Annotated in this window: 15 protein-coding genes; 10 read left to right on the top strand and 5 right to left on the bottom strand. The window is 64.1% G+C overall.

Annotated elements, in window-relative coordinates:
* Positions 1-55: 55 nt before the first annotated feature.
* Both ACP2YO_RS31430 and ACP2YO_RS31425 read left to right on the top strand, forming a co-directional pair.
* The gene (locus ACP2YO_RS31430) at positions 56-823 is read left to right on the top strand and encodes an IclR family transcriptional regulator domain-containing protein (protein WP_426435020.1); all 768 of its coding nucleotides are present in this window, start codon (positions 56-58) and stop codon (positions 821-823) included.
* Positions 824-954: 131 nt separating this feature from the next.
* Positions 955-2,127: a M20 aminoacylase family protein gene (locus ACP2YO_RS31425; protein ID WP_426435019.1), complete on the top strand. Its 1,173-nt coding sequence runs from the start codon at positions 955-957 to the stop codon at positions 2,125-2,127.
* Between the two features lie 9 nt (positions 2,128-2,136).
* Here the strand turns inward: ACP2YO_RS31425 and ACP2YO_RS31420 are convergent, their stop codons facing one another.
* Complete coding sequence (locus ACP2YO_RS31420) at positions 2,137-3,318, bottom strand: cytochrome P450 (protein WP_426435018.1); 1,182 nt, start codon at positions 3,316-3,318, stop codon at positions 2,137-2,139.
* A 122-nt stretch (positions 3,319-3,440) separates the two neighbouring features.
* Here ACP2YO_RS31420 and ACP2YO_RS31415 point away from each other — a divergent pair.
* Together ACP2YO_RS31415 and ACP2YO_RS31410 are read left to right on the top strand one after the other, a co-directional pair.
* A protein-coding gene (locus ACP2YO_RS31415) for an IS630 family transposase (protein WP_426435017.1) occupies positions 3,441-4,390 on the top strand; the annotation gives its coding sequence in 2 pieces (ribosomal slippage) (positions 3,441-3,777 and positions 3,777-4,390; 951 coding nt in all).
* Positions 4,391-4,507: 117 nt separating this feature from the next.
* Entirely contained in the window at positions 4,508-5,449 is a 942-nt protein-coding gene (locus tag ACP2YO_RS31410; RefSeq protein WP_426435016.1) for a LysR family transcriptional regulator, read from the top strand.
* 48 nt (positions 5,450-5,497) lie between these two features.
* Here ACP2YO_RS31410 and ACP2YO_RS31405 read toward each other — a convergent pair whose 3' ends face one another.
* Both ACP2YO_RS31405 and ACP2YO_RS31400 read right to left on the bottom strand, forming a co-directional pair.
* Positions 5,498-7,120: an inorganic phosphate transporter gene (locus ACP2YO_RS31405; RefSeq protein WP_426435015.1), complete on the bottom strand. Its 1,623-nt coding sequence runs from the start codon at positions 7,118-7,120 to the stop codon at positions 5,498-5,500.
* A gap of 406 nt (positions 7,121-7,526) precedes the next feature.
* Positions 7,527-8,972, bottom strand: coding sequence for a UdgX family uracil-DNA binding protein (locus tag ACP2YO_RS31400; protein ID WP_426435014.1), 1,446 nt, complete (start codon positions 8,970-8,972; stop codon positions 7,527-7,529).
* A 268-nt stretch (positions 8,973-9,240) separates the two neighbouring features.
* Here ACP2YO_RS31400 and ACP2YO_RS31395 point away from each other — a divergent pair, with 268 nt between their 5' ends.
* From ACP2YO_RS31395 to ACP2YO_RS31385, 3 genes are read left to right on the top strand one after another with little or no spacing between them, the layout of a single operon-like run.
* Complete coding sequence (locus ACP2YO_RS31395; RefSeq protein ID WP_426435013.1) at positions 9,241-10,035, top strand: ImuA family protein; 795 nt, start codon at positions 9,241-9,243, stop codon at positions 10,033-10,035.
* Positions 9,926-11,674 carry a Y-family DNA polymerase gene (locus tag ACP2YO_RS31390; protein WP_426435012.1) on the top strand — a complete coding sequence of 583 codons (1,749 nt, stop codon included), beginning with the start codon at positions 9,926-9,928 and terminating at the stop codon, positions 11,672-11,674. The genes ACP2YO_RS31395 and ACP2YO_RS31390 overlap by 110 nt, the downstream gene beginning before the upstream one ends.
* The gene (locus ACP2YO_RS31385; RefSeq protein ID WP_426435011.1) at positions 11,671-15,219 is read left to right on the top strand and encodes an error-prone DNA polymerase; all 3,549 of its coding nucleotides are present in this window, start codon (positions 11,671-11,673) and stop codon (positions 15,217-15,219) included. The genes ACP2YO_RS31390 and ACP2YO_RS31385 overlap by 4 nt, the downstream gene beginning before the upstream one ends.
* Positions 15,220-16,335: 1,116 nt before the next feature.
* Here the strand turns inward: ACP2YO_RS31385 and ACP2YO_RS31380 are convergent.
* Positions 16,336-16,623, bottom strand: coding sequence for a hypothetical protein (locus ACP2YO_RS31380; RefSeq protein WP_426435010.1), 288 nt, complete (start codon positions 16,621-16,623; stop codon positions 16,336-16,338).
* 126 nt (positions 16,624-16,749) lie between these two features.
* Here ACP2YO_RS31380 and ACP2YO_RS31375 point away from each other — a divergent pair, with 126 nt between their 5' ends.
* The 3 genes from ACP2YO_RS31375 to ACP2YO_RS31365 all read left to right on the top strand — a co-directional run bounded on the left by ACP2YO_RS31375 (position 16,750) and on the right by ACP2YO_RS31365 (position 22,773).
* Positions 16,750-18,141, top strand: a complete 1,392-nt coding sequence (locus ACP2YO_RS31375; RefSeq protein ID WP_426435009.1) for a CoA transferase — start codon at positions 16,750-16,752, stop codon at positions 18,139-18,141.
* A gap of 150 nt (positions 18,142-18,291) precedes the next feature.
* Entirely contained in the window at positions 18,292-19,530 is a 1,239-nt protein-coding gene (locus ACP2YO_RS31370) for an efflux RND transporter periplasmic adaptor subunit (RefSeq protein ID WP_426435008.1), read from the top strand.
* Between the two features lie 114 nt (positions 19,531-19,644).
* On the top strand, positions 19,645-22,773 hold the full coding sequence (locus tag ACP2YO_RS31365) for an efflux RND transporter permease subunit (protein ID WP_426435007.1): 3,129 nt from the start codon (positions 19,645-19,647) through the stop codon (positions 22,771-22,773).
* 9 nt (positions 22,774-22,782) lie between these two features.
* On the opposite strand, the gene ACP2YO_RS31360 is transcribed toward ACP2YO_RS31365, so the two are convergent.
* On the bottom strand, positions 22,783-23,754 hold the full coding sequence (locus ACP2YO_RS31360) for an amidohydrolase family protein (protein ID WP_426435006.1): 972 nt from the start codon (positions 23,752-23,754) through the stop codon (positions 22,783-22,785).
* Positions 23,755-23,814 lie beyond the last annotated feature (60 nt).

The raw sequence follows: 23,814 nt of genomic DNA, 5'->3' as shown, positions 1-23,814 counted from the left end.
AGGCAGCCCTGTTGTCGGCAACCTGTCGCAAGCAACGTGCCGTGAGCAGCATGTCATGAGCAAAGAGAGCGACGGCTTTGTCCGCGCGATCGCGCGCGGATTCTCGATCATCGAGGCGCTGGGCAAGCCGCCGGGGCGGCACACGCTGGCGGAAGCGGCAGAAATTGGAGGCCTCAGTCGCGCCACCGCGCGCCGCATCCTGGCGACACTGGTGGCGTTGAAATATTGCGCTTCCGACGGGCGCTATTTCAGCCTGCGGCCCCGCGCGCTCGGGCTCGGCCTGTCCTATCTGAACGCGCTGCCGTACTGGGCGCATGCGCAGCGTGCGCTGGAAAACCTGCGCAACGAAGTCGGCGAGTCCTGCGCGATGGCGGTGCTCGACGAGGACGAGATCGTGTACGCGCTGCGGCTGCCGGCGCGCCGGATACTCTCGGCTAATCTCGGCGTCGGCAGCCGCCTGCCGGCGCATCTGGTATCACTCGGGCGCGTGATGCTCGCGGCGCTGCCGCCGGACGGCCGTGACGCCTATCTCGCCGGCGGCGCGTTCAAGCCGGTGACGCCGCGCACCGTCACCGATCCGCAGCGGCTTGGCGAACTGCTCGCACAGGTCGAGAGCGAGGGCTACGCGTGGGTCGATGGCGAGCTTGATCCGGCGATCTGCGGCATCGCGGTCCCGTTGCGTGATCCGGCCGGTGTCGTCGTCGCAGCGCTGAGCGTCAACACGATCTCGGGCACGGTCAGGGAGGCCGGGGCGCGCAAGAAATACCTGCTGCCGCTGCGGCGCACCGCGCAGGAAATCCGCAGCCAGATGGGGTCGGGCTAATTTGGGGCCCGCTCGCTCTGCGTTTGCCGGGCCGCGGGTGCCTGCCTGAGGCATGCCCCCGGCTGTTGGGTGGACCGGTCCTTGCATGCTAGACAGCACCAAGCAGTCCAACCCTTGAGGCCAGAGTTCCCATGCCCATCGTCAACCGCGTCGCCGATCTCCAACCCGACATCCAGGCCTGGCGCCGCGATATCCATGAAAACCCCGAATTGCTCTACGATGTGCACCGCACTGCATCATTCGTGGCCGACCGCTTGCGGGAGTTCGGCTGCGACGAGGTCGCGACCGGTCTCGGCAAGACCGGGGTGGTCGGGGTCATCAAGGGCAAGAAGGGGGCCGCCAAGGGCGACGTCAAGGTGATCGGCTTGCGCGCCGACATGGATGCGCTGCCGATCCATGAGGAAACCAACCTGCCTTACGCCTCCAAGACGCCGGGCAAGATGCACGCCTGCGGCCATGACGGCCACACCGCGATGCTGCTGGGGGCGGCGCGCTACCTTGCCGAGACGCGCAATTTCGCCGGCGACGTCGTCGTGATCTTCCAGCCGGCCGAGGAGGGTGGCGCCGGCGCCGCTGCGATGATCAAGGACGGCCTGATGGACCGCTTCGGCATCGAGCAGGTCTACGGCATGCATAACGGTCCGGGCATTCCGATCGGTTCGTTCGCAATCCGTTCGGGTCCGATCATGGCCGCGACCGACGAGGTCAATATCAGCATCGAAGGGCTCGGCGGCCACGCTGCGCGTCCGCACAAATGCATCGATTCCGTGATGGTCGGCGCGCAGCTCATCACCGCGCTGCAGTCGGTCGTATCGCGCAGCGTCGATCCGCTCGACTCCGCCGTGATCTCGATCTGCGAATTCCACGCCGGCAATGCACGCAACGTGATCCCGCAGACCGCCGAGTTGCGCGGCACCGTGCGCACCCTGACCCCGGAAGTCCGGCAATTGATCGAGAAGCGCGTCGGCGAAGTGGTCAAGGGCGTGGCCCAGTTGACCGGCGCCCGGATTGATCTCAACTACAAGCGTGGCTATCCCGTCACCGTCAATCACCGTTCACAGACCGAATTCGCGACCCGCATCGCCAAGGACGTCGCCGGCGACGCCAATGTGCACGAAATGCCGCCGCTGATGGGCGGCGAGGATTTCTCCTACATGCTGGAGGCGCGGCCCGGCGCCTTCATCTTCTGCGGCAATGGCGACAGCGCCGGCCTGCATCATCCCGCCTACAATTTCAACGACGAGGCGATCGTTTACGGCACCTCGTATTTCGTGAAGGTCGTGGAAAGCGCGCTAGCGGTGTGAGGGGCTCGCTCACGCATCCCACCTGACCGGCAATGACACCGGGCCGCGGAAGACCCAGCCTCGCACGACGGGCGGGGCCTCGTCGCGGAGGCGGAGATTGCGGAGACGTTCGAACAGCATCGGCCCCACGATCTTGCCGACGGTGAGCCGGGAAACCCAGGTGCCGGCGCAGAAATGCGGCCCGGCGCCGAATGCCAGATGTGATTGCTTGGGCCGCGAGATGTCGAAGCGGTCGGGATCGGGAAAGCGCCGCTCGTCGCGGTTTGCTGCGCCGACGCAGAGCCCGATCTGAAGGTTTTGCGGAAGCGTCACGCCGGAGAGTTCGACGCTGCTGACGACGCGGCGCGGATACATGCCGATCGGCGAAATCCAGCGCACTGCTTCCTCGAGCGCGGCCGGCCATAGTTCGGGCTTCGCCAGGACGGTCTGTTTCTGCGCCGGGTTTTCCAACAGGCCGAGCACCAGCGTCAGGATCGCGTCGCGCGGCTCGTTCAGCCCGCCGCCGATGATCACCTTGATGTTTGCCCTGATCGCCTCGATCGGCATCGGCGGATCGGCATTGACCATCGACGACAGGATCGAGGGATTGGGATTGCCGCGGTGATGATCGAGCACCGCTTCGATCGCGGCATCGACATCCGTTCCGGCCTGCATCGCCCTGCGCTCGATCCCGGCGTCATCAGCGTAATTGCCGGCGCCGTCGATCAGCGATTGCGACCATTCGGCGAGCCGCTGGCACGGCATCGGCTCGAAGCCGATCATTTCCATCAAGGTGAGCGAAGCCATCGGCGCGGCGAGTGCCGTGAACAGATCGGCTTCGCCGGCATTGCTCAGGGCGCCAATCAGCTTCTCGGAGATCGCAGCGAACTTCGGTGCCCAATGCTCCTTGATCGTCGCAGGCCGGAACGGGGGCTCGATCGCCTTGCGGCCGATCGCATGCTCGGCGCCGTCCTTGCGCATGAAGGTCGGCCCCATCACTCTGTTGACGAGTGAGACGGGATTGTCGGCCGAATAGGTCGCGGGATCGCGCTCGGTCCTCGTGATGTCGTCGAAGCGCGTCACCAGCGTCAGGTTTGCCGCCTCGACGAAAACGGCTGATGCGGTGTCGCGCAGGCGGCGAAAGACCGGATAGGGATCCTCGAGAAGGTCCTGGTACGAGACGTCTGCGACGACAGGCACGGCGCTAGTCATTGGTCCTCCCGGGTGTCCTTTTTGTGAAGGCTAGAGCATTTTCACAATTGGTGGAATCGGAGGATTCCCAGCGCGGTTGCTCCATGATTCAGTTTCCGCATTGATTCGAGGCGGAGGCTTTGATGGGAGCACCTTATTCTCAAGATTTGCGTGAACGGGTCATTTCCGTCGTCGACGGCGGAATGGGAGCGTATCAGGCAGCGCCGCTGCTGCGGGTCAGCGTTTCCTACATTTACAAGGCGCTGGGGCGTTGGCGGGCGACTGGCGAGACGACGGCTCGCCCGTCGGGCCGCGGGCCGGCTCCGAAACTTGCTGCTCACGATGAAGCGCTGCGCCAGCGGATCGTGCACAAGCCAGACGCCACGCTGGAGGAGATCCGGGCGTGGCTGCTGGCCACGCACGACGTGAAGGTCAGTATCGGCTGCTTGTGGAAGCGCCTGCGCCAGCTCGGCCTGACGCTCAAAAAAAGTCACTGAGAGCTGCGGAGCAAGATCGGGCCGATGTCGCCGAGGCGCGTGTGGAATGGCGCGCCGGTCAGGCGGAATTGAGCCCGGAGCGCCTGGTCTTCATCGACGAGAGCGGCGCGTCCACCAAAATGACCCGGCTTTACGGCCGCTGCGCGCGCGGCAAGAGGCTCGTTTGCACAGTCCCGCACGGCCATTGGAAAACAACCACCTTCGTCGGAGCTTTGCGCCAGGACGGCATGACCGCGCCGTGCGTCTTCGACGGCCCGATGAACGGCGAGACATTCCTCGCCTGGGTCGAGCAGTTCCTCGTTCCGACGCTGCGGTCGGGCGACATTGTCGTGATGGACAATCTGTCGAGCCACAAGGTCAGGGGCGTCCGCGAAGCCATTGAGGCGGCCGGTGCGATGTTGCGCTATCTGCCGCCATACAGCCCGGACCTCAATCCGATCGAGCAGTTCTTCGCCAAATTAAAGTCCCTGCTGCGCAAGGCAGGCGCACGAACTCTCGAAGCCCTCGACAACGCAATCGCCGACGCCCTTACCCGCTTCTCGCCAACAGAATGCCTGAACTTTCTCGCCGATGCCGGTTATCGTCACCAACCATGAAAACGCTCTAGGCAAGGATCCCCAATCGTTCAATCCGATGGACTGGATTCAGGTTATCGAAATCCTGCATGACCTTTGCTAAGGTCGGGATGATGGTGGCCCGGCTGGAGGTGGTGCGTGACGGTCAATTCCCCGATCGATCCGATCGATATCGGGACCTTGCGGACGCTCGTCCTGGTGTACGACCTGCAATCATTTTCCGCTGCGGCGGAGCGACTCGACGTCAACCAGTCCACCATCAGCTACGCGATCGAGCGGCTGCGCGTCGCCTTGCGCGATCCGCTGTTGGTTCGTCAGGGCAATGGCGTCACTGCCACCGAACGCTGCTCAGCGCTGGTCAAGTGGGCGCGGGACATGATCCGAGAGATCGAGGGGCTCGCCGCGCCGGTCGAATTCGATCCGGCCACGGCGCAGGGCAGCGTGACGATCTCCTGCAACTATCACGAACGGCAGACGCTGATCCCGCAATTCAGCGTCCGGTTGCGGGCGGGCGCACCGCAGGTCCGGCTGGTTCTGCTCGACGCGGCCGGGCACGGCAACGTCCACCTCAAGCAGAACCAGTGCGACATCGTCCTTGGTCCAGTCGGGATCGCCGGCGAAAGCCTTTATCGGCGTCACGTCCTCACTGACCATTATGTCTGCGTCATGGATCCGACCAATCCACTCGCGCGCGACCGGATCACGCTGCCAGCCTACAGCAAGGCGGAGCATGTCTTCGTCACCCACAGCGAGGAGTGGCAGCCGCTCTATCTCGATGTCCTCAAGACGAGGGACATCGAGATAGAACCGATGGTGACGCTACCGAGCCATGACAGCCTGGCGCATATCGTCGCCGGCACGCGTCTCGTCGCGACGATCCCGCACCTTCTGGCACGCACCATGCCCGGCGGCTTGCATATCGCTCGCCTGCCGTTTCGCGTGCCGATTCCGATCGACATGTATTGGAGTGCCAGGACGGCGAAGTCAGGCTTGCACAAATGGGCACGCGACCTGCTCGCCGAGGTGGCCAGAGGATACGCCCGCCTGAACGCCCCCGAAAAGCAAAAGGCCCGCTCCTGAGGTGCGGGCCTTTTGTCCGGTGCAGGATTGCGCCGAAAGCGGCTAGTCTCAAAACAGGTGGTAGAAGATGAAGTAGAGGGTACCCGAGAGGATCATCGCGGCCGGCAGGGTCAGGACCCATGCCATGGCGATGTTGCGGATCGTTGCCCATTGCAGCCCGGACCCGTTCGCGGCCATCGAGCCGGCGATGCCGGACGACAGCACGTGAGTGGTCGAGACCGGCAGGCCGTAGCCGTCGGCCGCCGCAATCGTCGCGGCCGCCGTGATCTCCGCGCAGGCGCCCTGCGCGTAGGTCAGGTGGGTCTTGCCGATCTTCTCGCCGACGGTGACGACGATGCGCTTCCAGCCGACCATGGTACCGAGGCCGAGCGCGATGGCGACGGCGAACTTCACCCAGCTCGGGATGAACTTCGTCGCGCTGTCGAGCGAGCCCTTGTAGGCGTTCAGCGTGGCAACGTCGGCGGCCGAGAGTTCGGCTTCCTTGTCCTTCATCAGGAAGCGCAGCGCCTCGGAGGCCAGGTACATGTCGTTACGGGTGTTGCCCACGATGTCAGCCGGGAACTTGGCGAGCGAGCCATACTGGCTGACCTGCTGGCCGATGTCGCGCACCAGCACCGCCAGCGAAGGGAACGTACCTTCGTTGATCTGGTGCTCGGCGACGTAGTTGGTCACGGCCGGGCGCGGGTTGCCGATCACGTTGAAACCGGCGGCCTTGCCCTCAATGATCTTGCTGGCCGCGGTCGAATTCAACGTGAACTGTTCGATCTGGCTCTGAGGCAGCGCGCGGTTGAGCGCATAGGCGGTCGGCACGGTGCCGATCAGGATGAGCATGATGAGGCCCATGCCCTTCTGGCCGTCATTCGAGCCGTGGAAGAAGCTGACCAGCGTGCAGGTGAGGATCAGGATGCCCCGGATCCACCACGGCGGCGGTTGGTCGCCAACCGGCTCGCCGAACAAAGCGGGCGTCACGCGTACCAGCGCGGCCTTGAGGATATAGAGCAGGCCCGCGGCAAGCACGAAGCCGAACAGCGGCGAAAGCAGCAGCGCCTTGGCGATGCCGGCCGCCTGAGACCAGTCCACACCGGACGTGCCGCTACGGCCGCGCAGCAGCGCGTTGGTGATGCCGACACCCATGATCGAGCCGATCAGGGTGTGCGAGCTCGATGCCGGCAGCCCGAGAACCCAGGTGCCGAGGTTCCAGATGATGGCGGCGATCAACAGTGCAAATACCATCGCGAAGCCGGCGCTAGAGCCAACCTGCAGGATCAGTTCGACCGGAAGCAGCGACACGATGCCGAACGCGACAGCGCCGCTGGAGAGCAGCACGCCGAACAGGTTGAACATGCCCGACCAGACCACGGCGATATGCGCCGGCAGCGAGCGGGTGTAGATCACGGTGGCGACGGCGTTGGCGGTGTCATGGAAGCCGTTGACGAATTCGAAGCCGAGCGCAATCAGCAGGGCAACGAACAGCATGAGATAGGGGAGAAACGACGTGACGCGCGTGCCGGTGGCATCAATGTCTGAATAAATGCTATAAGCAACAAACAGCAGCGCGGCCGCGACCACGCCCATGTAGATAACACCGGTAAGTGGATGAAAGCCCTTGTCGAGATCCGGCCCCTTTTTGAGGGCGGGCTCGATCGAGCCGGGTAACGCCATATCGCTCATTGTAAACTCCTGTCCCAATGGCGCCGACTTTGATCGATGCATATGACAGGCAATTGAAATCCGGCGATAAATCGCCCTGTACCCAGTTTGCGACCGGTTTTTGTGCGGCGCGGCGCAGCTAAGTGGCTTCGGCGCGGCGGGCAGCAATCTTCAGCAATAAGCGCCGCTGATCCGCAAAGGAATCTGGGGGGAGGCCGCCAGGTCGAGGTCGCGCGCTGCACGATTGGGGCTAGTCGAACCGTGCAGCGCGCCGACCTCAGGGAACGTCATGGCGTGAACATGACGCCCAATGCCTGTGCAGCATGCGACCCTAGCATAGATCAATTCAAGGTTGTAGATACTTATCAACCGTTTCAGAGCGTTTCACGTCAACGTGTTGCCCAAATTCCACACGTTTTGCGGGAACTCAGGCCGCGTGCGCCGATCGGCGCAAAAGGCTGCCTGCGATTTTCAGGTCGTCGACAAATCGTTGGTATTCCAATGCCTTGGCGTCCTCGTCTGGTAGCCGCAGCAGATAGGATGGATGCACGGTGACCAGAACCTTGGTGCCGTCGTGTTCGATCAATCGGCCGCGGTTCTTGTTGACCGGCGTGATCTTGCCGAACACGCTTTGGGCGGCGGTCGCGCCGAGCGCGACCACCAGTTCAGGCTGGATCGCGGCAAGTTCGCGCTCGTACCATTGGCGGCAGGCGCGGATTTCCGGCGTAGCAGGCTTCTGATGCAGCCGGATCTTGCCGCGCGGCACGAATTTGAAATGCTTCACCGCGTTGGTGACGTAGACCTTGGTGCGCGCGATGCCGGCTTCCTCCAGCGCGCGATTGAGCATCTCGCCGGCCGGGCCGACGAACGGCTTGCCGGCCAGGTCTTCCTTGTCGCCGGGCTGCTCGCCGACCAACATGATCGAGGCGGTTTGCGGCCCTTCACCGAACACGATCTGGGTCGCGTCCTTCCAGAGCGGGCAGGCGCGACAATCGGCGGCCTCTTCGCGCAAGGCCGCGATCGTGTCGTGGGCATCTCTGCGGACCATCGGTGTGTCCTGCTGTCTCTCGAGCTTGCGCGGTTCGACCGTCTTGTTGGCGAAGGCGCCGCCCGTCATCCGCATTGCGTCTTCGAGCAGGGGCTTAATGATCGAGTCCTCGGGCAGGTTCCTCCAATAGGCCTGCGGCATCTCCATCAGTTTCAGCCGTGCCGGATTGAAGATGCCGCTATCCGGATTGAAGATGCCGCTATAGTGACGCCGCCAGGTGTCCTCGAGCCGGTCCTCGGTCGGCACCTCGGATTTGTCGACGCCTGACGTGATCGAGATCGCGTGCCCATCCCAATGCGCAGACACGTCGGGGGTCAGGATCGACCACGGCATGTCGGCGAAACGGCTGGCGAAGAAGGGCGCAGCGGCCTCGACGATGTGATGCTCGGGCTCGAACCAGGCGACGTAATGCGCCTTCTGTTCGCGGCCGATTTCGCGGAAGCGGAGCTGCGCGTGGATCCGGTCGATGTCGCGATAGACCGCGCGCGCCATCGCGTTGACCTCGGCGACATCGGGGTCGGTGGTGGCGCTGAGCAGATCGTGATGGCTGCGCAGCCGCCATAGCAGGCGATAGAGCAGGGCGAAGCGGTCGTCCTTGCGATGCAGGATCGCAGCCTTTGCCAACTCGACGAAGATGGCTGACACGTTGAACGTCGCATGCGGCGCATCCGGCAGGGCGTTGACGCCTTCCGCCGAAAATAATTCGGCCTCGTTGCGCACCGTCCACGTGACATCGGATGGCGTCACGTCATTCAGTGCCAATCGTCGCGCGGCTTTGCGCCAGCCGTCGAAATCGGTGTCGTTGTCGAGCATGATAATGGGCATGCGATCTGCTCCGTGTCCGTCGCGCCGTGATGTCAGGGGTGCGCGCGCCTGATTGATGCGGAGGCGAGGCGGCGGCGGCGCAGCCGGTTCCGGGCTGCTCCGCAATCCCCTTGATTCCGCTGATGAATCGGTAAGCCCATCAATCTGATTGACTCCGCCGGTCCCGTTAGCTTTATATTAGAACATATCATGAACAAATGAGCCAGCGTGGTTCTCTGTTCAGAACCAGTGACGGCTTCAAATTTTTGAAAGTAAGGAGCGGCGCATCATGAACGGCGCACGCACGGGTACGCTTGCGTCCTTGCGCGGCAGCATCGCGCGCATCGAGGCGCCATCTGATGCGGCGATGCCGAACCGCGTCGCACTCGGACATGCCGGCGCGGATGCGATGCTGCACGGCGGGCTTGCAGCAGCAGCGCTGCATGAGGTGTTCGCTGGCGGTCATCAAAGCGGCGCCGCGACCGGCTTTGTTGCAGGGCTCGCCGGACGGCTGTCATCGCGCAAGCCGCTGGTCTGGGTGCGGCAGGATTTTTCCGATCGTGAATCCGGTGCGTTGTCGATGAACGGGCTCGCCGAACTCGGCCTCGATCCGCGCCTGCTGGTCACGGTGCGCGCCGCCGACGTCGACAGCGGTTTGCGCACCGCCGCCGATGCGCTGGCCTGCGATGCGCTGGGCGCGGTCGTGCTCGAGGTCTGGGGCAATGTGCGCCAGCTCGATCTCGTCGCCAGCCGCAAATTGACGCTGGCCGCGCAAGCCTCCGGCGTCACCGCACTGGTGCTGCGGATCGCAGCGACGCCGATCCCCTCGACCGCGGAGACGCGCTGGATCGTGCGCGCGGCGCATTCGCCGCCGGGCAATGCCGCAAGTGTTTGGGGCGCGCCGCGCTTCGACACTGAGCTCGTGCGCAATCGTCATGGCCCGGTCGGGCGATGGATCATGGAATGGAAATGTGATGAGTGCCAATTCAGTGAACCGTCGGCGTATCCTCAGCCTGTGGCTGCCACGCCTCCCCATCGACCGCATCCAGCGCAAACTGGCGCAGAGCATCGCCTCGCAAGCTGACACTCGGAAGGTGGCAGGGCTCCCTCTCCCGCTTGCGGGGGAGGGTTGGGGTGGGGGTCTCTCCACGAGTCCCGCTGAGGAGAGAGCCCCCACCCGGATCGCATCTCGCGATGCGATCCGGCCTTCCCCGCAAGCGGGGGAGGCGAAGAAGCAAGAAATTCCCAGCGTCGTCGTCGCAAAAGATCACAACGCGATCCTGCTCCACGCCATCGACGAGGCCGCTATCCGCGCCGGCCTCTCGGTCGGGCTGCCGCTCGCCAATGCGCGCGCGATCTGCCCGGAGCTGACTGTTTACGACGCCGATCCCGCCGCCGATGCGACAACGCTGAACGATATCGCCGACTGGTGCGACCGCTTCACGCCGCTGGTGGCGCTGGACGGGCTTGACGGCCTGTTCCTCGACATCACCGGCTGCGCGCATCTGTTCGGCGGCGAGCGCGCGCTGCTGCAGATCGTGACGAACGCGCTGAGCCGGCGCGGCTTTACGGTCAGCGCTGCGATCGCAGGCACTTCGATCGCGGCGCGCACGCTGACGCGGCATGCATCCGGCAAGATCGTCGCCGATGGCGGGGAGCTACGTGCCGTCGGCCCGCTGCCGGTCGCAGCGCTCGGCGCCGGCGAGGCGATCACCACGGGGCTGCGCCGTGCCGGGTTGAAAACCATCGGCGAGGTCGCCTCCCGCGCCCCGCACGAGATCTCGGCGCGGTTCGGTGCCGCCTTCACGACGCTGCTCAGCCATGCGTTGGGGCAGGGCGATGCCCCGATCAGCCCGCGCAAGCCGCTGCCCGACTACATCGTGGAGAAGCGTTTCCCCGAACCCATCGCAACCGACACCGTGATCGCACTGACACTCTCGAGCCTTGCCCAAATGCTGGTCACGGCAATGGGCAAGCAAGGCAAGGGCGCCCGGCAACTGGAGGTGAGCTTTTTCCGCACCGATGGTGCGGTGCGCAGCATCGCCATCGAAGCCGGGCGTCCGGTGACCAGAGCTGAGATGATCGACCGCCTGTTCCGCGAACGGCTCGAGGCGCTCAATGATCCGCTTGATCCTGGCTTCGGCTTCGATCTCGTCAGGCTTGCCGCCGGGCGTACCGAGATCGTGGTGCAGCAGCAGCGCGACCTCGATGCCACCGTGCATGACAATGACGAGATATCCGCGCTGATCGACCGCATTGCCGCACGCATCGGGGGAAAACGCGTGGTCGTGCACCTGCCACTGGAAAGCCACATCCCCGAGCGCGCGGCGCTCGCCGTCCCGGCGCAGCATCATCTGGTCGCTGCAACGCAAGCCGCCTGGCCGGAGCGCATCGCCGGCGAGCCGCCGCTGCGACCTTTAAGGTTGTTCGACCGGCCGGAGCCGATCAAGGTGCCGTTCGCAACCGTACCCGACGGTCCGCCGCATCAATTCACCTGGCGGCGCGCGCAGCATGAGGTGGTCAGGGTCGAGGGCCCCGAACGCATCGCGATGGAATGGTGGAAGCAGGACGGGAGGTCGCTGACCCGCGATTATTTTCGCGTCGAGGACACCGAGGGCCAGCGCTTCTGGATCTTTCGCGATGGCCTTTATGAGAGCGAGCTGAGAGACGAGGCGGGCGAGCCTGTATCAGCCAAATGGTATGTGCACGGGCTGTTCGCATGAGCGCGCTAACGCCTTATGCCGAGATCGGCATCACCAGCAATTTCTCCTTCTTGCGCGGCGGCTCCGATCCGCGCGCCTATGTGCATGAGGCGAGCCGGCTTCGTATTCCCGTGATCGGGATCGCCGATCACAACACGCTCGCCGGCGTGGTGCGCGCCTGGAAGGAGCTCGACAATTCCGAGGTCGAGCATCCGCCAAAATTCCTGATCGGTGCCCGCATCGTCTTCATCGACGGCACGCCCGACGTGTTGGTCTATCCGCGCGACCGCGCCGCCTACGGCCGGCTCTGCCAGTTGCTCACCCGCGGCAAGCGCGGCGACGACATCGTGCGGATCGAGAAAGGTGAATGCCGTCTCACCCTGTCCGATCTCATCGACCACGCCGAGGGCCAGCTTTTGGTGCTGACACTGCCGCATCGTTTCGAGGCAGCAAAGGCGCTGGATGTGCTCGCGCGGCTGAAAGCAAGCGCGGCCGATGGCGTCTGGCTTGCCGCAAGCCTGCTCTATCGCGGCGACGACAAACGCCGCCTCGCGCGGTTGCATGCGCTCGCCGCCAAGGCCGCGGTGCCGCTCATCGCCACCAACGAGGTGCTCTATCACCATCCCGCGCGCCGCCCGTTGCAGGACGTGCTGACCTGCATCCGCGAGAAGACCACGATCGAGGCGGTCGGTCGCAAGCTCGAGGCCAATGCCGAACGGCATCTCAAGCCGGCCCATGAAATGATGCGGCTGTTCCGCGACTGGCCTGCGGCTGTTACGGAGACCATGCGCTTTGCCAGGCGCATTTCCTTCTCGCTGGATCAGCTCAAATACCAGTATCCAGACGAGCCGGTGCCGCCGGGCAAGACCGCGCAGCAGCATCTGGAAGATCTGACCTGGGCCGGCGTCGACACATATTTCGATGGGGATATCACCGACACGCTCCGCGCCACCCTGAACAAGGAACTCACGCTGATCGCCGAGCTGAAATACGCGCATTACTTCCTCACCGTGCACGATATCGTCCACTACGCGCGCGGCCAGAACATCTTGTGCCAGGGGCGAGGCTCGGCGGCGAACTCGGCGGTCTGCTATGTGCTCGGCATCACCTCGGTCGATCCGACCAAGGTCGACTTGCTGTTCGAACGCTTCATCTCCAAGGAACGGCTGGAGCCGCCCGACATCGACGTCGATTTCGAGCATTCGCGGCGCGAGGAGGTGATGCAATATGTTTACCGCCGTTATGGCCGGCATCGCGCCGCCATCATCGCCACCATCATCCATTATCGCCCGCGCAGCGCGATCCGCGACGTCGGCAAGGCGCTGGGGCTGACGGAGGACGTCACCGCCGCGCTCGCCGACACCGTCTGGGGAAGCTGGGGCAAGGGCCTCAACGACATGCAGGTGCGGCAGGCCGGGCTCGATCCCAAAAACGCGATGATCAATCTCGCGGTCGAACTCGCCACCGAGCTGATCGAGTTTCCGCGCCATCTGTCGCAGCATGTCGGCGGCTACGTGCTGACCCAGGACCGGCTCGACACCTATGTGCCGATCGGCAACGCCGCGATGGACGACCGCACCTTCATCGAATGGGACAAGGACGACGTCGACGCGCTCAACATGATGAAGGTCGACGTGCTGGCGCTGGGCATGCTGACCTGCATCCGCAAATGTTTTGATTTGATCGATCAGCACAAGGGTAAGCGTTACGAGCTGGCTACCGTCGAACAAGACGATCCAAAAGTGTACGACATGCTGTGCCGCGGTGAATCACTCGGCGTGTTCCAGGTCGAGAGCCGCGCCCAGATGAACATGCTGCCGCGGCTGAAGCCGCGCACATTCTACGATCTCGTCATCGAGGTCGCGATCGTCCGTCCCGGTCCGATCCAGGGTGACATGGTTCATCCGTATCTCAGGCGGCGGAATGGCCAGGAGAAGGTGAGCTATCCCTCGCCGTCACCGGATCAGGGCGATAAGGACGAACTCTACAATGTGCTGCACAAGACGCTCGGCGTGCCGCTGTTCCAGGAGCAGGCGATGCGGATCGCGATCGAGGCAGCAAAATTCACCTCCGAGGAGGCCAATGGCCTGCGCCGCTCGATGGCGACCTTCCGCAATCTCGGTACCATCGGCTCGTACGAGGACAAGCTGGTCGGCAATATGGTCGCGCGCGGTTACGACCCGGAGTTCGCCAAAAGCTGCTTCGAACAGATCAAGGGGTTCGGCTCCTACGGCTTTCCGGAAAGCCATGCCGCGAGCTTCGCCCAGCTCGTCTACATCTCCTCATGGCTGAAGCATTATCATCCGGACGCGTTCTGCTGCGGCCTGCTCAACTCGCAACCGATGGGCTTCTATGCCCCGGCGCAGATCGTCGGCGATGCCCGCACCAACGGCGTCACGGTGCGCGAGATCGATGTGTCCTACAGTTTCGCGCAGAATACGCTGGAGGAGCGGGTTGGGGATCATTGCGCGGTGCGACTCGGCTTCCGTCAGATCGATGGCTTTCACTGGCTGGATGAGGACGAGGAGAGGCTGAAAGCCCAGCAACTGTCATTCCGGGGCACGCGAAGCGTGAATGCACATGCGTCAGGGAGGCACGAACGGATGGGTTCCCTCCCCCCTTGCGAGGGAGGGCTAGGGAGAGGGGTAAGCCCCACGGGCGGTGATCGTGGCTTACCCCTCTCTCCAACTCTCCCCCGCAAGGGGGGAGAGAGCCCTACCACCTCCCGCACGGCCTTAGACAAAGTTGGGCAAGACTGGGCCGACCGTATCGTCGCCGCGCGCAACCGCCGGCCCTTTACCTCGCTGGAAGATTTCGCCCGCGACACCGCCTTGCCGAAGCGCGCGCTGATCCTGCTCGCCGATGCCGATGCATTCCGCTCGCTCGGGCTCGATCGCCGCGAGGCGCTGTGGGCGGTGCGGCGGCTGCCCGACGACTTGCCGCTGCCGCTGTTCGAGGCAGCGATCGCCCGCGAGCAACCGGACGAAAACGCAAAGCCGCTGCCGGAGATGCCGCGCCCCGAACAGGTGGTCGCCGACTATCAGACCATCCGCCTGTCGCTGAAAGGCCATCCGATGGAATTCCTGCGCGAGATGTTCGCACGTGAGCGCGTTGTCGCCTGCACTAAGATCAATCGCGACAACGATCGCCGCCGCGTGCGCTGCGCCGGCGTGGTGCTGGTGCGGCAGCGGCCGGGCAGCGCCAAGGGCGTCGTGTTCATGACGCTGGAGGACGAGACCGGCATCGCCAACATCGTGGTGTGGCCGAAGGTGATGGAGCAGTACCGCAAGGAGGTGATGGGCGCGCGCCTGATCCTGGTCGAGGGATATATCCAGAGCAGCCCGGAAGGCGTCACGCATCTGGTGGCGCAACGCATGATCGACCGCTCCCACGATCTGATCGGCCTCGCCAACGATTCACTCAGCCGCAAGCACCCGGTCCCCGCAGGTCCCGCGCTGATCGAGCCGCTCAACGACGACCGTCGCGATCACGCCGACACACCGGCGCAGAAAATCCGCCACCCACGCAACGTCCGCATCCTGCCGCCGTCGCGTGATTTTCATTGATTACGAGGCGCGATCGCGACGAAGCGATCCAACTACGTGATTTATCCGCTGGTCTGAAATAAAGCTAGTGCGCCGCACCCGATCGATCCCACCTTGTATGCCACCGATCAATTGCTATCGTCCCACGCCCGGCACGATCCGGGCCATCGACAAGAACAACCATGTGGCGCGAAGCAAAAGCGCAGGGTGCACGTAACCCCCAGCGTCCGGTCATTGGCAGTGGTGCCCTCGCATCTACGTGAGGTGAGCAAACAGCTCAGGCTTCCTCTCCCCTTGCGGGAGAGGGTTGGGGAGAGGGGTGGCCCCGGGCGAGTTGGTTGATGAGTGCAGTGCTCTCTTAATCTTGCAGCGCGTTGTCGAAACGCACGGAGAGCTCACGTCGTGTGGCACCCCTCTCCCTAGCCCTCCCCCGCAAGGGGGGAGGGAGCCCATCCGCCGGTGGCTCCCTTAAACGCCAATCACTGATTTGCCCGACGTGGCAAGCCGTCGCGCGAAAAATATTTCGCTTTATCAGAAGTATAAATCGGTGTATGAATCTGCCCGTCTCACCCGATTGAGGGGCGAGCGCACGTCACGAACGCGCGGTGGGATGCGGTGGACGCGAATTGCGCAACAGACGAGTGCGCATGAAGCGGACGGCGAAGTCGTGCAGGCCTGACGCCCTAGTGGCAGGTGTCCTGGCAGCGAGGGACTAACGTTCCTGCTGACGGCGGTGACAAGCAAGCCCAGTCTCACCGGGGAGAGCACGTATAAGCCGTAACCCATCGCGCAGGGAAAGCCGGAGTTCCCGGTTACACCTGTGGTCCTACCCCGGTGCTTTTTGTTGCACCGGGCCCATGGGTGCGATCGGCACCCGGCTTTCCCTGCGCCCTCTACCAAGTGAGAGGGCGAAACGAAACGCAAAGCTCGGACAAATCATGTCGCGAGAGTGCGGATGTATGACCGAAGGTCGCGCAACACACCCGCTGTCGTCCCGGGCTTGACCCGGGACCATAACCACAAATGCGAGTTGCTATGCGAGGCTGGGGCCGCAGCTCATCTCACAACCAAACCCTGTGGTTATGGGTCCCTGCTTTCGTAGCGACGATAATTGAATACGACCATGCACAGCTGCGGCTACTCCACCGATGCCCCGACCGGCGGTCCGCCCGGCGGGCGGTGCAAAAACGTGATCGATGCATAGGCGCCGACCCACGAGCCCGCGGCGGCAAAGGCGACGTAGATCCAGTTCTCGGTGTAGCTGATCACGGCGTAGGAGGAGAGCAGATACCAGATGCTGCTCCAACTCGCCGCCGGCACGCGCTTGCGGGCGACGACCGCCGAGGTGAACATGACATAGACCGCGTCGGTGGCCGCGGTCGCGATGAAAACGCCACCGGCGGTAAGGGGATCGATGGCTGCCATTGCAACTCCTGTTCAGGTCGGGCAGAGCCTTGAGCATGATCCGGAACCTAAGCATGACCGGCACAACCGGGCACCGCTTTTCTGTCATCATGCTCGGGCATAGAACTATCTGGTCGAGGAATCCTCATGCAGGACGTCAATGAAATCCTTGCCGATATCTGGACTGCGGCCGGCGGTGCGCCGTCCGCGCTCGACGCGGTCAGGCTGACCGGCGCGGAGCCGCAACTGCCGTCGTCATTTCGCGTTGCGGCCGCAGCGCAGGCCTCGATCGCAGCCGCGGGCCTTGCGGCGGCAGAGATATGGAAAACTCGCAGCGGCGAGAAGCAGGACGTTTCAGTCGACATGCGCCACGCCGTTGTCGAATGCCGGAGCGAGCGTTATCTGCGCGTCGACGACAAACCGCCGCCGCCGGCCTGGGACAAGATCGCTGGCGTCTACCGGGTCAACGGCGGACGCTTCGTCCGCCTCCACACCAATTTTCCGCATCATCGCGACGCCGTCTGCAAGGTGCTGAACTGCGAGGCGGAGCGCGACGACGTCCAGGCCGCACTGCTGCAATGGGACGGCGAGGCGTTCGAAACTGCCGCCTATGCGGCCGGCGGCGTCGTCGCGCTGATGCGCTCGCACGACGTATGGTCGGCGACGCCGCATGCCAAAGAGCTTGCGACATTGCCGCTGATCTCCCTCGAGAAGATCGGCGAGGCTGCGCCGAAGCCCTGGCCGGCGGGCGACCGGCCGCTGGCTGGCATCCGCGTCCTCGATTTGTCACGCGTCATCGCAGGCCCTGTCGCCGGCCGCACGCTCGCCGCGCACGGCGCCGACGTGCTGCTGATTTCCGGCTCCGATCTGCCTGTCATCCCATGGCTGACCATCGACACCGGCCGCGGCAAGCTGACGAGCTTCGTCGAGCTCCGAAGCGAACAGGGGCGCGGCGTGATGCGCGGCCTGGTGGCGCAGGCGGATATCTTTTCGCAGGGCTATCGTCCGCAGGCGATCGCGCGCCTCGGCTTCTCGCCGCAGGAGGCGGCGCGCATCAACCCCGGCATCATCTATGTGACGTTGTCGGCCTATGGCGATGCCGGACCGTGGGCGGAACGCCGGGGCTTCGATTCGCTGGTGCAGACCACGACCGGCTTCAATCACGCCGAAGGGCAGGCGGCCGGCGTCGACGGGCCGAAGGAGCTGCCGGCGCAGATGCTCGACCATGCCACCGGATATTTCATGGCGTTCGGCGCCATGATGGCGAAGGCCCGCCAGGCGCGCGAGGGCGGCAGCTGGCACGTCCGGGTGTCGCTCGCGCAGACCGGGCGCTGGCTGTGGAATCTCGGCCGCGTTGCAGAGGGCCTCGCGACCGAGGATCTCAAGGCCGACGCGGTCATGCCCTTCATCGAGCAGCTTCCGTCCGGTTTCGGCACTCTGAGCTCGGTCAGGCACGCCGCGGTGCTATCCAAGACCCCCGCCTATTGGGCTCGTCCGGCGATGCCGCTCGGCAGCCATATCCCGGAATGGCCCGGGTGAGGCATTCAGCCGCGGTTCGGGCTATTAAACTTTAACCTCCGACCGGCGCCGAATTGAGATTTTTAGGTTGTTTGCAACACCAATTCGGCACTATTAGCGCACCGTTGGGGCCGTCCCGCCGGAAGCCGCAACGATCGACCTCCGGACCGCATGCTTAGAGAGCTTACCCAACGAATGCAGAGCCGCCCGCGCCTGATGGCGGCCGTGACATTGCTGGTGGTCGCCGCTGCCGGCGTCTACGGCTATACGCGGTTCAGCACAGCAAAGCAGACCTCCTCGGACGTCTCGAGCCAATCCCGCAAGGGGGGAGCGCGCTACACGCCGACGGCGGCGGAATGGGCGACCCTCACGTTCCAGCCCGTCACCGAGCATACGTTCCGCTCCGAGCTGGTCACCGAGGGCAAAATCGGTATCGACGAGGATCGTTCCACGCCGGTGTATTCGCCCTATACTGGCCGCGTCACCCGCCTGCTGGTGCGACCGGGCGAGACCGTGACCAAGGGACAGCCGCTGTTCGTGATCGAGGCCGCCGACACGGTGCAGGCCCAGAACGACTATGTCGCGGCGATGACCGGCCTCAACAAGGCGCAGTCGGCGCTCGATCTCGCGCAGATCCAGGAGACGCGCGCCAAGGATCTGTCCGAGGGCAAGGCGATCCCGCTGAAGGATTATCAGCAGGCCCAGGCGACGCTGGTGCAGGCTCAGAATGACGCGCGCTCGGCGCAGACCCTGCTGGAAGCCGCGCAGAACAAATTGCACATCCTCGGCTTCGGCGATGATGCCATCACGACCCTGCAGCAGAAGGGCCGGCTCAATCCGGAGACGACCGTGTTCGCGCCGATCGCCGGCACCATCGTGCAGCGCAAGGCCGGCCCGGGCCAGTATGTCTCGACCGGCGCCAGCGATCCGGTCTACGTGATCGGCGATCTCTCCACCGTCTGGCTGATCGCCTATGTGCGGGAATCCGATGCCGACAATGTCGCGGTCGGCCAGGACGTCAGCTTCAGTGTGATGGCGTTGCCGGGCAAGGTGCTGACCGCCCGGATCAACTATGTGGCGGCCGCGATCGATCCGACGTCACGCCGCCTGCTGGTCCGCGCCACCATCGACAACACGGACAACCGGCTGAAACCGGAGATGTTCGCCAACGTGACGCTGTACTCGACCGGCGATCATCCGGGGGTCGGGGTGCCGAAGCAGGCGCTGATCTACGAGGGCGACCAGGTTCGGGTCTGGATCGCCCGCGATGACAAGACGATCGAGCTGCGTCAGATCAAGCCCGGACTCACCAATGGCGATCTCGTCGAGGTCGCGGGCAATCTGAAGCCGGGCGAGCAGGTCGTGACCAGGGGCAGCCTCTTCATCGACCGCGCCGCGTCCGGCACCTAAAGCATGATCAAGAACAGCGTGAAGCGAATTTCCCTCACGGCAAACGCGCAACGTGTTTGCGCGGAGATCATGCTCAATCAAAAAAGTTCTTCCAGCCTGAAAGCGCCGATCTGAATGGATCGTCTTGTCGCCCTTGCCGTCAACCGCCGCTACTTGATGGTGGCCCTGTTCGCCGTCGTGTTGATCGGCGGCGTGCTCGCGTTCCAGCAGCTCAACATCGAGGCCTATCCCGATCCGACCCCGCCGATGGTCGACGTCGTGACGCAGAGCCCGGGCCTCTCGGCCGAAGAGATCGAGCGCTATATCACGATCCCGATCGAGACCCAGGTCGCCGGTATCAAGAACCTGCGCACCATCCGTACCATCTCGCTGTACGGACTATCAGACGTCAAGCTGCAGTTCTCCTTCGACTACACCTACGACGAAGCGCTGCAGCAGGTGCTCAACCGCTTGTCGCAGCTCGCGCCGTTGCCGGGTAACGTGCAGCCCGGCATCTCGCCGACGAGCCCGATCGGTGAAATTTTCCGATACCGGCTCAAGGGGCCGCCGAACTACAGCGTGCTGGACCTCAAGACGCTGCAGGACTGGGTGCTGCAGCGTCGCTTCCGCGCAGTGCCCGGCGTGATCGACGTCACCGGCTGGGGCGGCAAGACCAAGACCTACGAGATTCAGGTCGACTTCAACAAGCTGGTCGCCAACGGCCTGACCCTGCCGCAGGTGCTGCAAGCCGTCTCCAACGCCAACATCAATGTCGGCGGCAACACCGTCAACATCGGCTCGCAATCGGCCGTGGTACGCGGCGTCGGCCTGATCCGATCGATCGACGACCTCGCCAACACCATGATCTCGCAGTCCGGCGGCAATCCCGTGCTGGTCAAGGACGTCGGCACTGTGACCGTCGGCGAGAAGCCGCGGCTCGGCATCGCCGGCATCGACAATGACGACGACATCGTGCAGGGCATCGTGCTGATGCGCCGTGGCGAGAAAAGCTCACCGACGATCGCCCGCGTCGAGGAGCTCGTCAGCCAGATCAACAATTCGACGATCCTGCCGCCAGGCGTGAAGATCGAACGGATCTACGACCGCAAGGACCTGATTGAGCTCACCACCCACACCGTGCTGCACAACATGGTGGTCGGCATCCTCCTGATTGTGCTGCTGCAGTGGATTTTCCTCGGTGATCTCAGAAGCGCACTGATCGTCGGCGCGACGATTCCGTTCGCGCTGTTCTTCGCCGTGATCATCTTGGTGCTGCGTGGCGAGTCCGCCAACCTGCTGTCGGTCGGTGCGATCGACTTCGGCCTGATCGTCGATGCCACCGTTATCATGGTGGAAGCGATCTTCCGGCGGCTGTCGCAGACCACTGCACTGTCGGAGGCCGAACAGAGCCACATCTCCCAGGACACGGTGATGGGGATGAAGAGCCATGCGATCCTGTCGGCCGCGGCCGACGTCTCGCGCTCGATCTTCTTTGCCGCCACCATCATCGTCGCCGCATTCCTGCCGCTGTTCACGCTTGGAGGCGTCGAAGGCAACATCTTCGGCCCGATGGCGCGCACCTATGCCTATGCGCTGGCCGGCGGTCTGCTGGCGACCTTCACGGTAACGCCGGCGCTGAGTGCGATCATTCTGCCGGCGCACATCCATGAAACCGAGACCTGGATCGTCAGGAAACTCGACGCGATCTACCTGCCAGTCCTGAACTGGGCGATCGCCAACCGCAAGATCGTGATGGCCGGCGCCGTAGGCCTCGTGGTCATGACGATCATCTTCGTGCGGTTCCTCGGTCTCGAATTCCTGCCCAAGTTGGAGGAAGGCAATCTGTGGATCCGCGCCACGCTGCCGCCGACGATCTCGCTGCAGGAAGGCAACTCCTACGTCAACGAGATGCGGCGGCTGATCCGCAGCCGTCCCGAAGTGGTGTCGGTGGTGTCGCAGCATGGTCGCCCCGACGACGGCACCGACGCCGCGGGATTCTTCAATGCCGAATTCTTCGCACCTCTGAAGCCGGCCGGCGAATGGCCGGGCACCCATGACAAGGACGAACTCACCGCGCAATTGCTCGCGCAGTTGCAGGACAAATTCCCCGGCGTCGAATTCAACTTCTCACAGTACCTGCAGGACAACGTCTCGGAGGCGGTGTCGGGCGTGAAGGGCGAGAATTCGATCAAGCTCTATGGCAACGATCTGCAGGCGCTGACCGACACCGCCAACAAGATCAAGTCCGTGCTGTCGACGGTGCAGGGCATCACCGACCTTGCGGTGTTCACCTCACTGGGCCAGCCGACCGTCCAGATCGACGTCGACCGTGCGCGCGCCGCGCGCTACGGGCTGGCGCCCGGCGACATCAATGCCACAATCAAGGTCGCGATTGGCGGCGACACCGCCGGTGACCTCTACGAGCCCGGCAGCGACCGGCATTTCCCGATCATCGTCCGGCTCGCGCCGGAATACCGCAAGAGCGCCGAAGCGATCCAGAACCTACGCATCGGGGTTGCGAACGCCAACGGCGGCACCACGCAGATTCCGCTGAGCGAGGTCGCCAACATCAGCCTGGTCTCGGGCGCCGCCTATATCTATCGCGAACAGCAGGAGCGCTACCTGCCGATCAAGTTCTCGGTGCGCGACCGCGATCTCGGCAGCGCGATCCTCGAGGCGCAGCAGAAGGTCAACGAGCAGGTGCAGTTGCCGCCCGGTTCGCATCTCGAATGGGTCGGCGAGTTTGGCAATTTGCAGGACGCGATCAAGCGGCTGTCGATCGTGGTGCCGATCAGCCTCGTGCTGATCGCGGTGCTGCTGTTCTTCAATTTCGGCTCGATGGTCGACACCATGCTCGCGATGAGCGTGATTCCGATGGCGATCTTCGGCGGCGTACTCGGGCTCCTGATCTCGGGTATTCCGTTCAGCGTGTCGGCGGCGATCGGCTTCATCGCGCTGTTCGGCATCGCCGTGATGGACGGCATCATCATCCTGTCGCAGTTCAACCAGCTGATCGATGAGGGCTACGACCGGATGCGCGCGGTGATCCGCACCGGCGAGCTGCAGCTTCGCCCGGTGCTGATGACTTGCGTTGTCGCCGGCGTCGGCCTGTTGCCGGCCGCGATATCGGAAGGCATCGGCTCGCAGGTGCAGAAGCCGCTCGCGATCGTCGTCGTCACCGGCATGATGCTGGCGCCGCTGGTGATCCTGGTCACGCTGCCGGTGCTGATCTACTTTTTCTCGCGCCGGCCGCGCGAGAGATAGGGACCTGGTCTAGGAGTTGAAGCCGTAGAGCCGTGCAGGATTGTCGACCAGGATCGTCTTGCGGACCGCGGTATCCGGCGCCCAGACCGGTAGCTGATTGAGGAGGCGACCGTCGTCGATCTGATACAGCGGCGTCACGTCGGTGATCTTCTTGCCCGGCGGCGTCACCGAATTCGGATGCGGCCAGTCGGTGCCCCAGACGATGCGCTCGGCATTCGCCGCGATCAGCGCCTGCGCCAGCGGCGCGGCGTCCGGATAATCGGGCGCGAGCCTGGAGGCGCGGTAGCCGCCGGAGATCTTGACATAGGCCTTGCCGGATTTGACGAGATCGAGCAGGTCCGCAAATCCCGGCTGACCCGTGCCGAGCGCGGCCTCGGCGCCGCCGAAATGGTCGAACACGACGGGGACCGGGGAGGCGGCGACCAGATCCTTGATCGCGGTGATCATGGCGAGGCTGGTGAAGAGCTGCACGTGCCAGCCACGCGCCTTCATCCGCTCGAGCGCGGCCGAGAAGCGCTGCCGGCCGACATTGGGGTCGTTAACGCCGCCGGTCGCCAGATTGAGGCGGATGCCGCGGAAGCCGGGCTTGTGCATGCCGTCGAGGTCGCTCTCGCTGGTCTTGTCGTCGATCACGGCCACCCCGCGAGCCGTCGCGCCGCGGGCCATCATGCCGAACAGCGTTGACGAATTGTCGGGGCCGTAGACGCTCGGCGTCACGATCACCACGCGCTCGATATGCAGCGCCTTGTGCAGCGCGGACATCTCCTCGGGCGAAGCCGGTTCCGGCGTGTACACGCGACCTGCGAAGAACGGGAATTTCGCAGGGTCGCCATGGATATGGGTGTGGCAGTCGCACGCGCCGGCGGGCACGTCGAAGTTCACCGCAGTCGATGGTTGCGAGGCTTTGGAGAATGCGTTGCTGCTGGTCATGGTCACTCCCGCCGCGATGGAAGCAAGCATCATACTGCGTCGCGTCAGCATTGGACGTCTCCCTGCGTGCTCGGCTGTTATGCGCATTATCAGCGCCTCGGCGTTATCGGT

The organism is Bradyrhizobium genosp. P, assembly GCF_049949265.1.
Taxonomy (GTDB): domain Bacteria; phylum Pseudomonadota; class Alphaproteobacteria; order Rhizobiales; family Xanthobacteraceae; genus Bradyrhizobium.
This window is presented reverse-complemented; position numbering and strand designations above follow the sequence as displayed.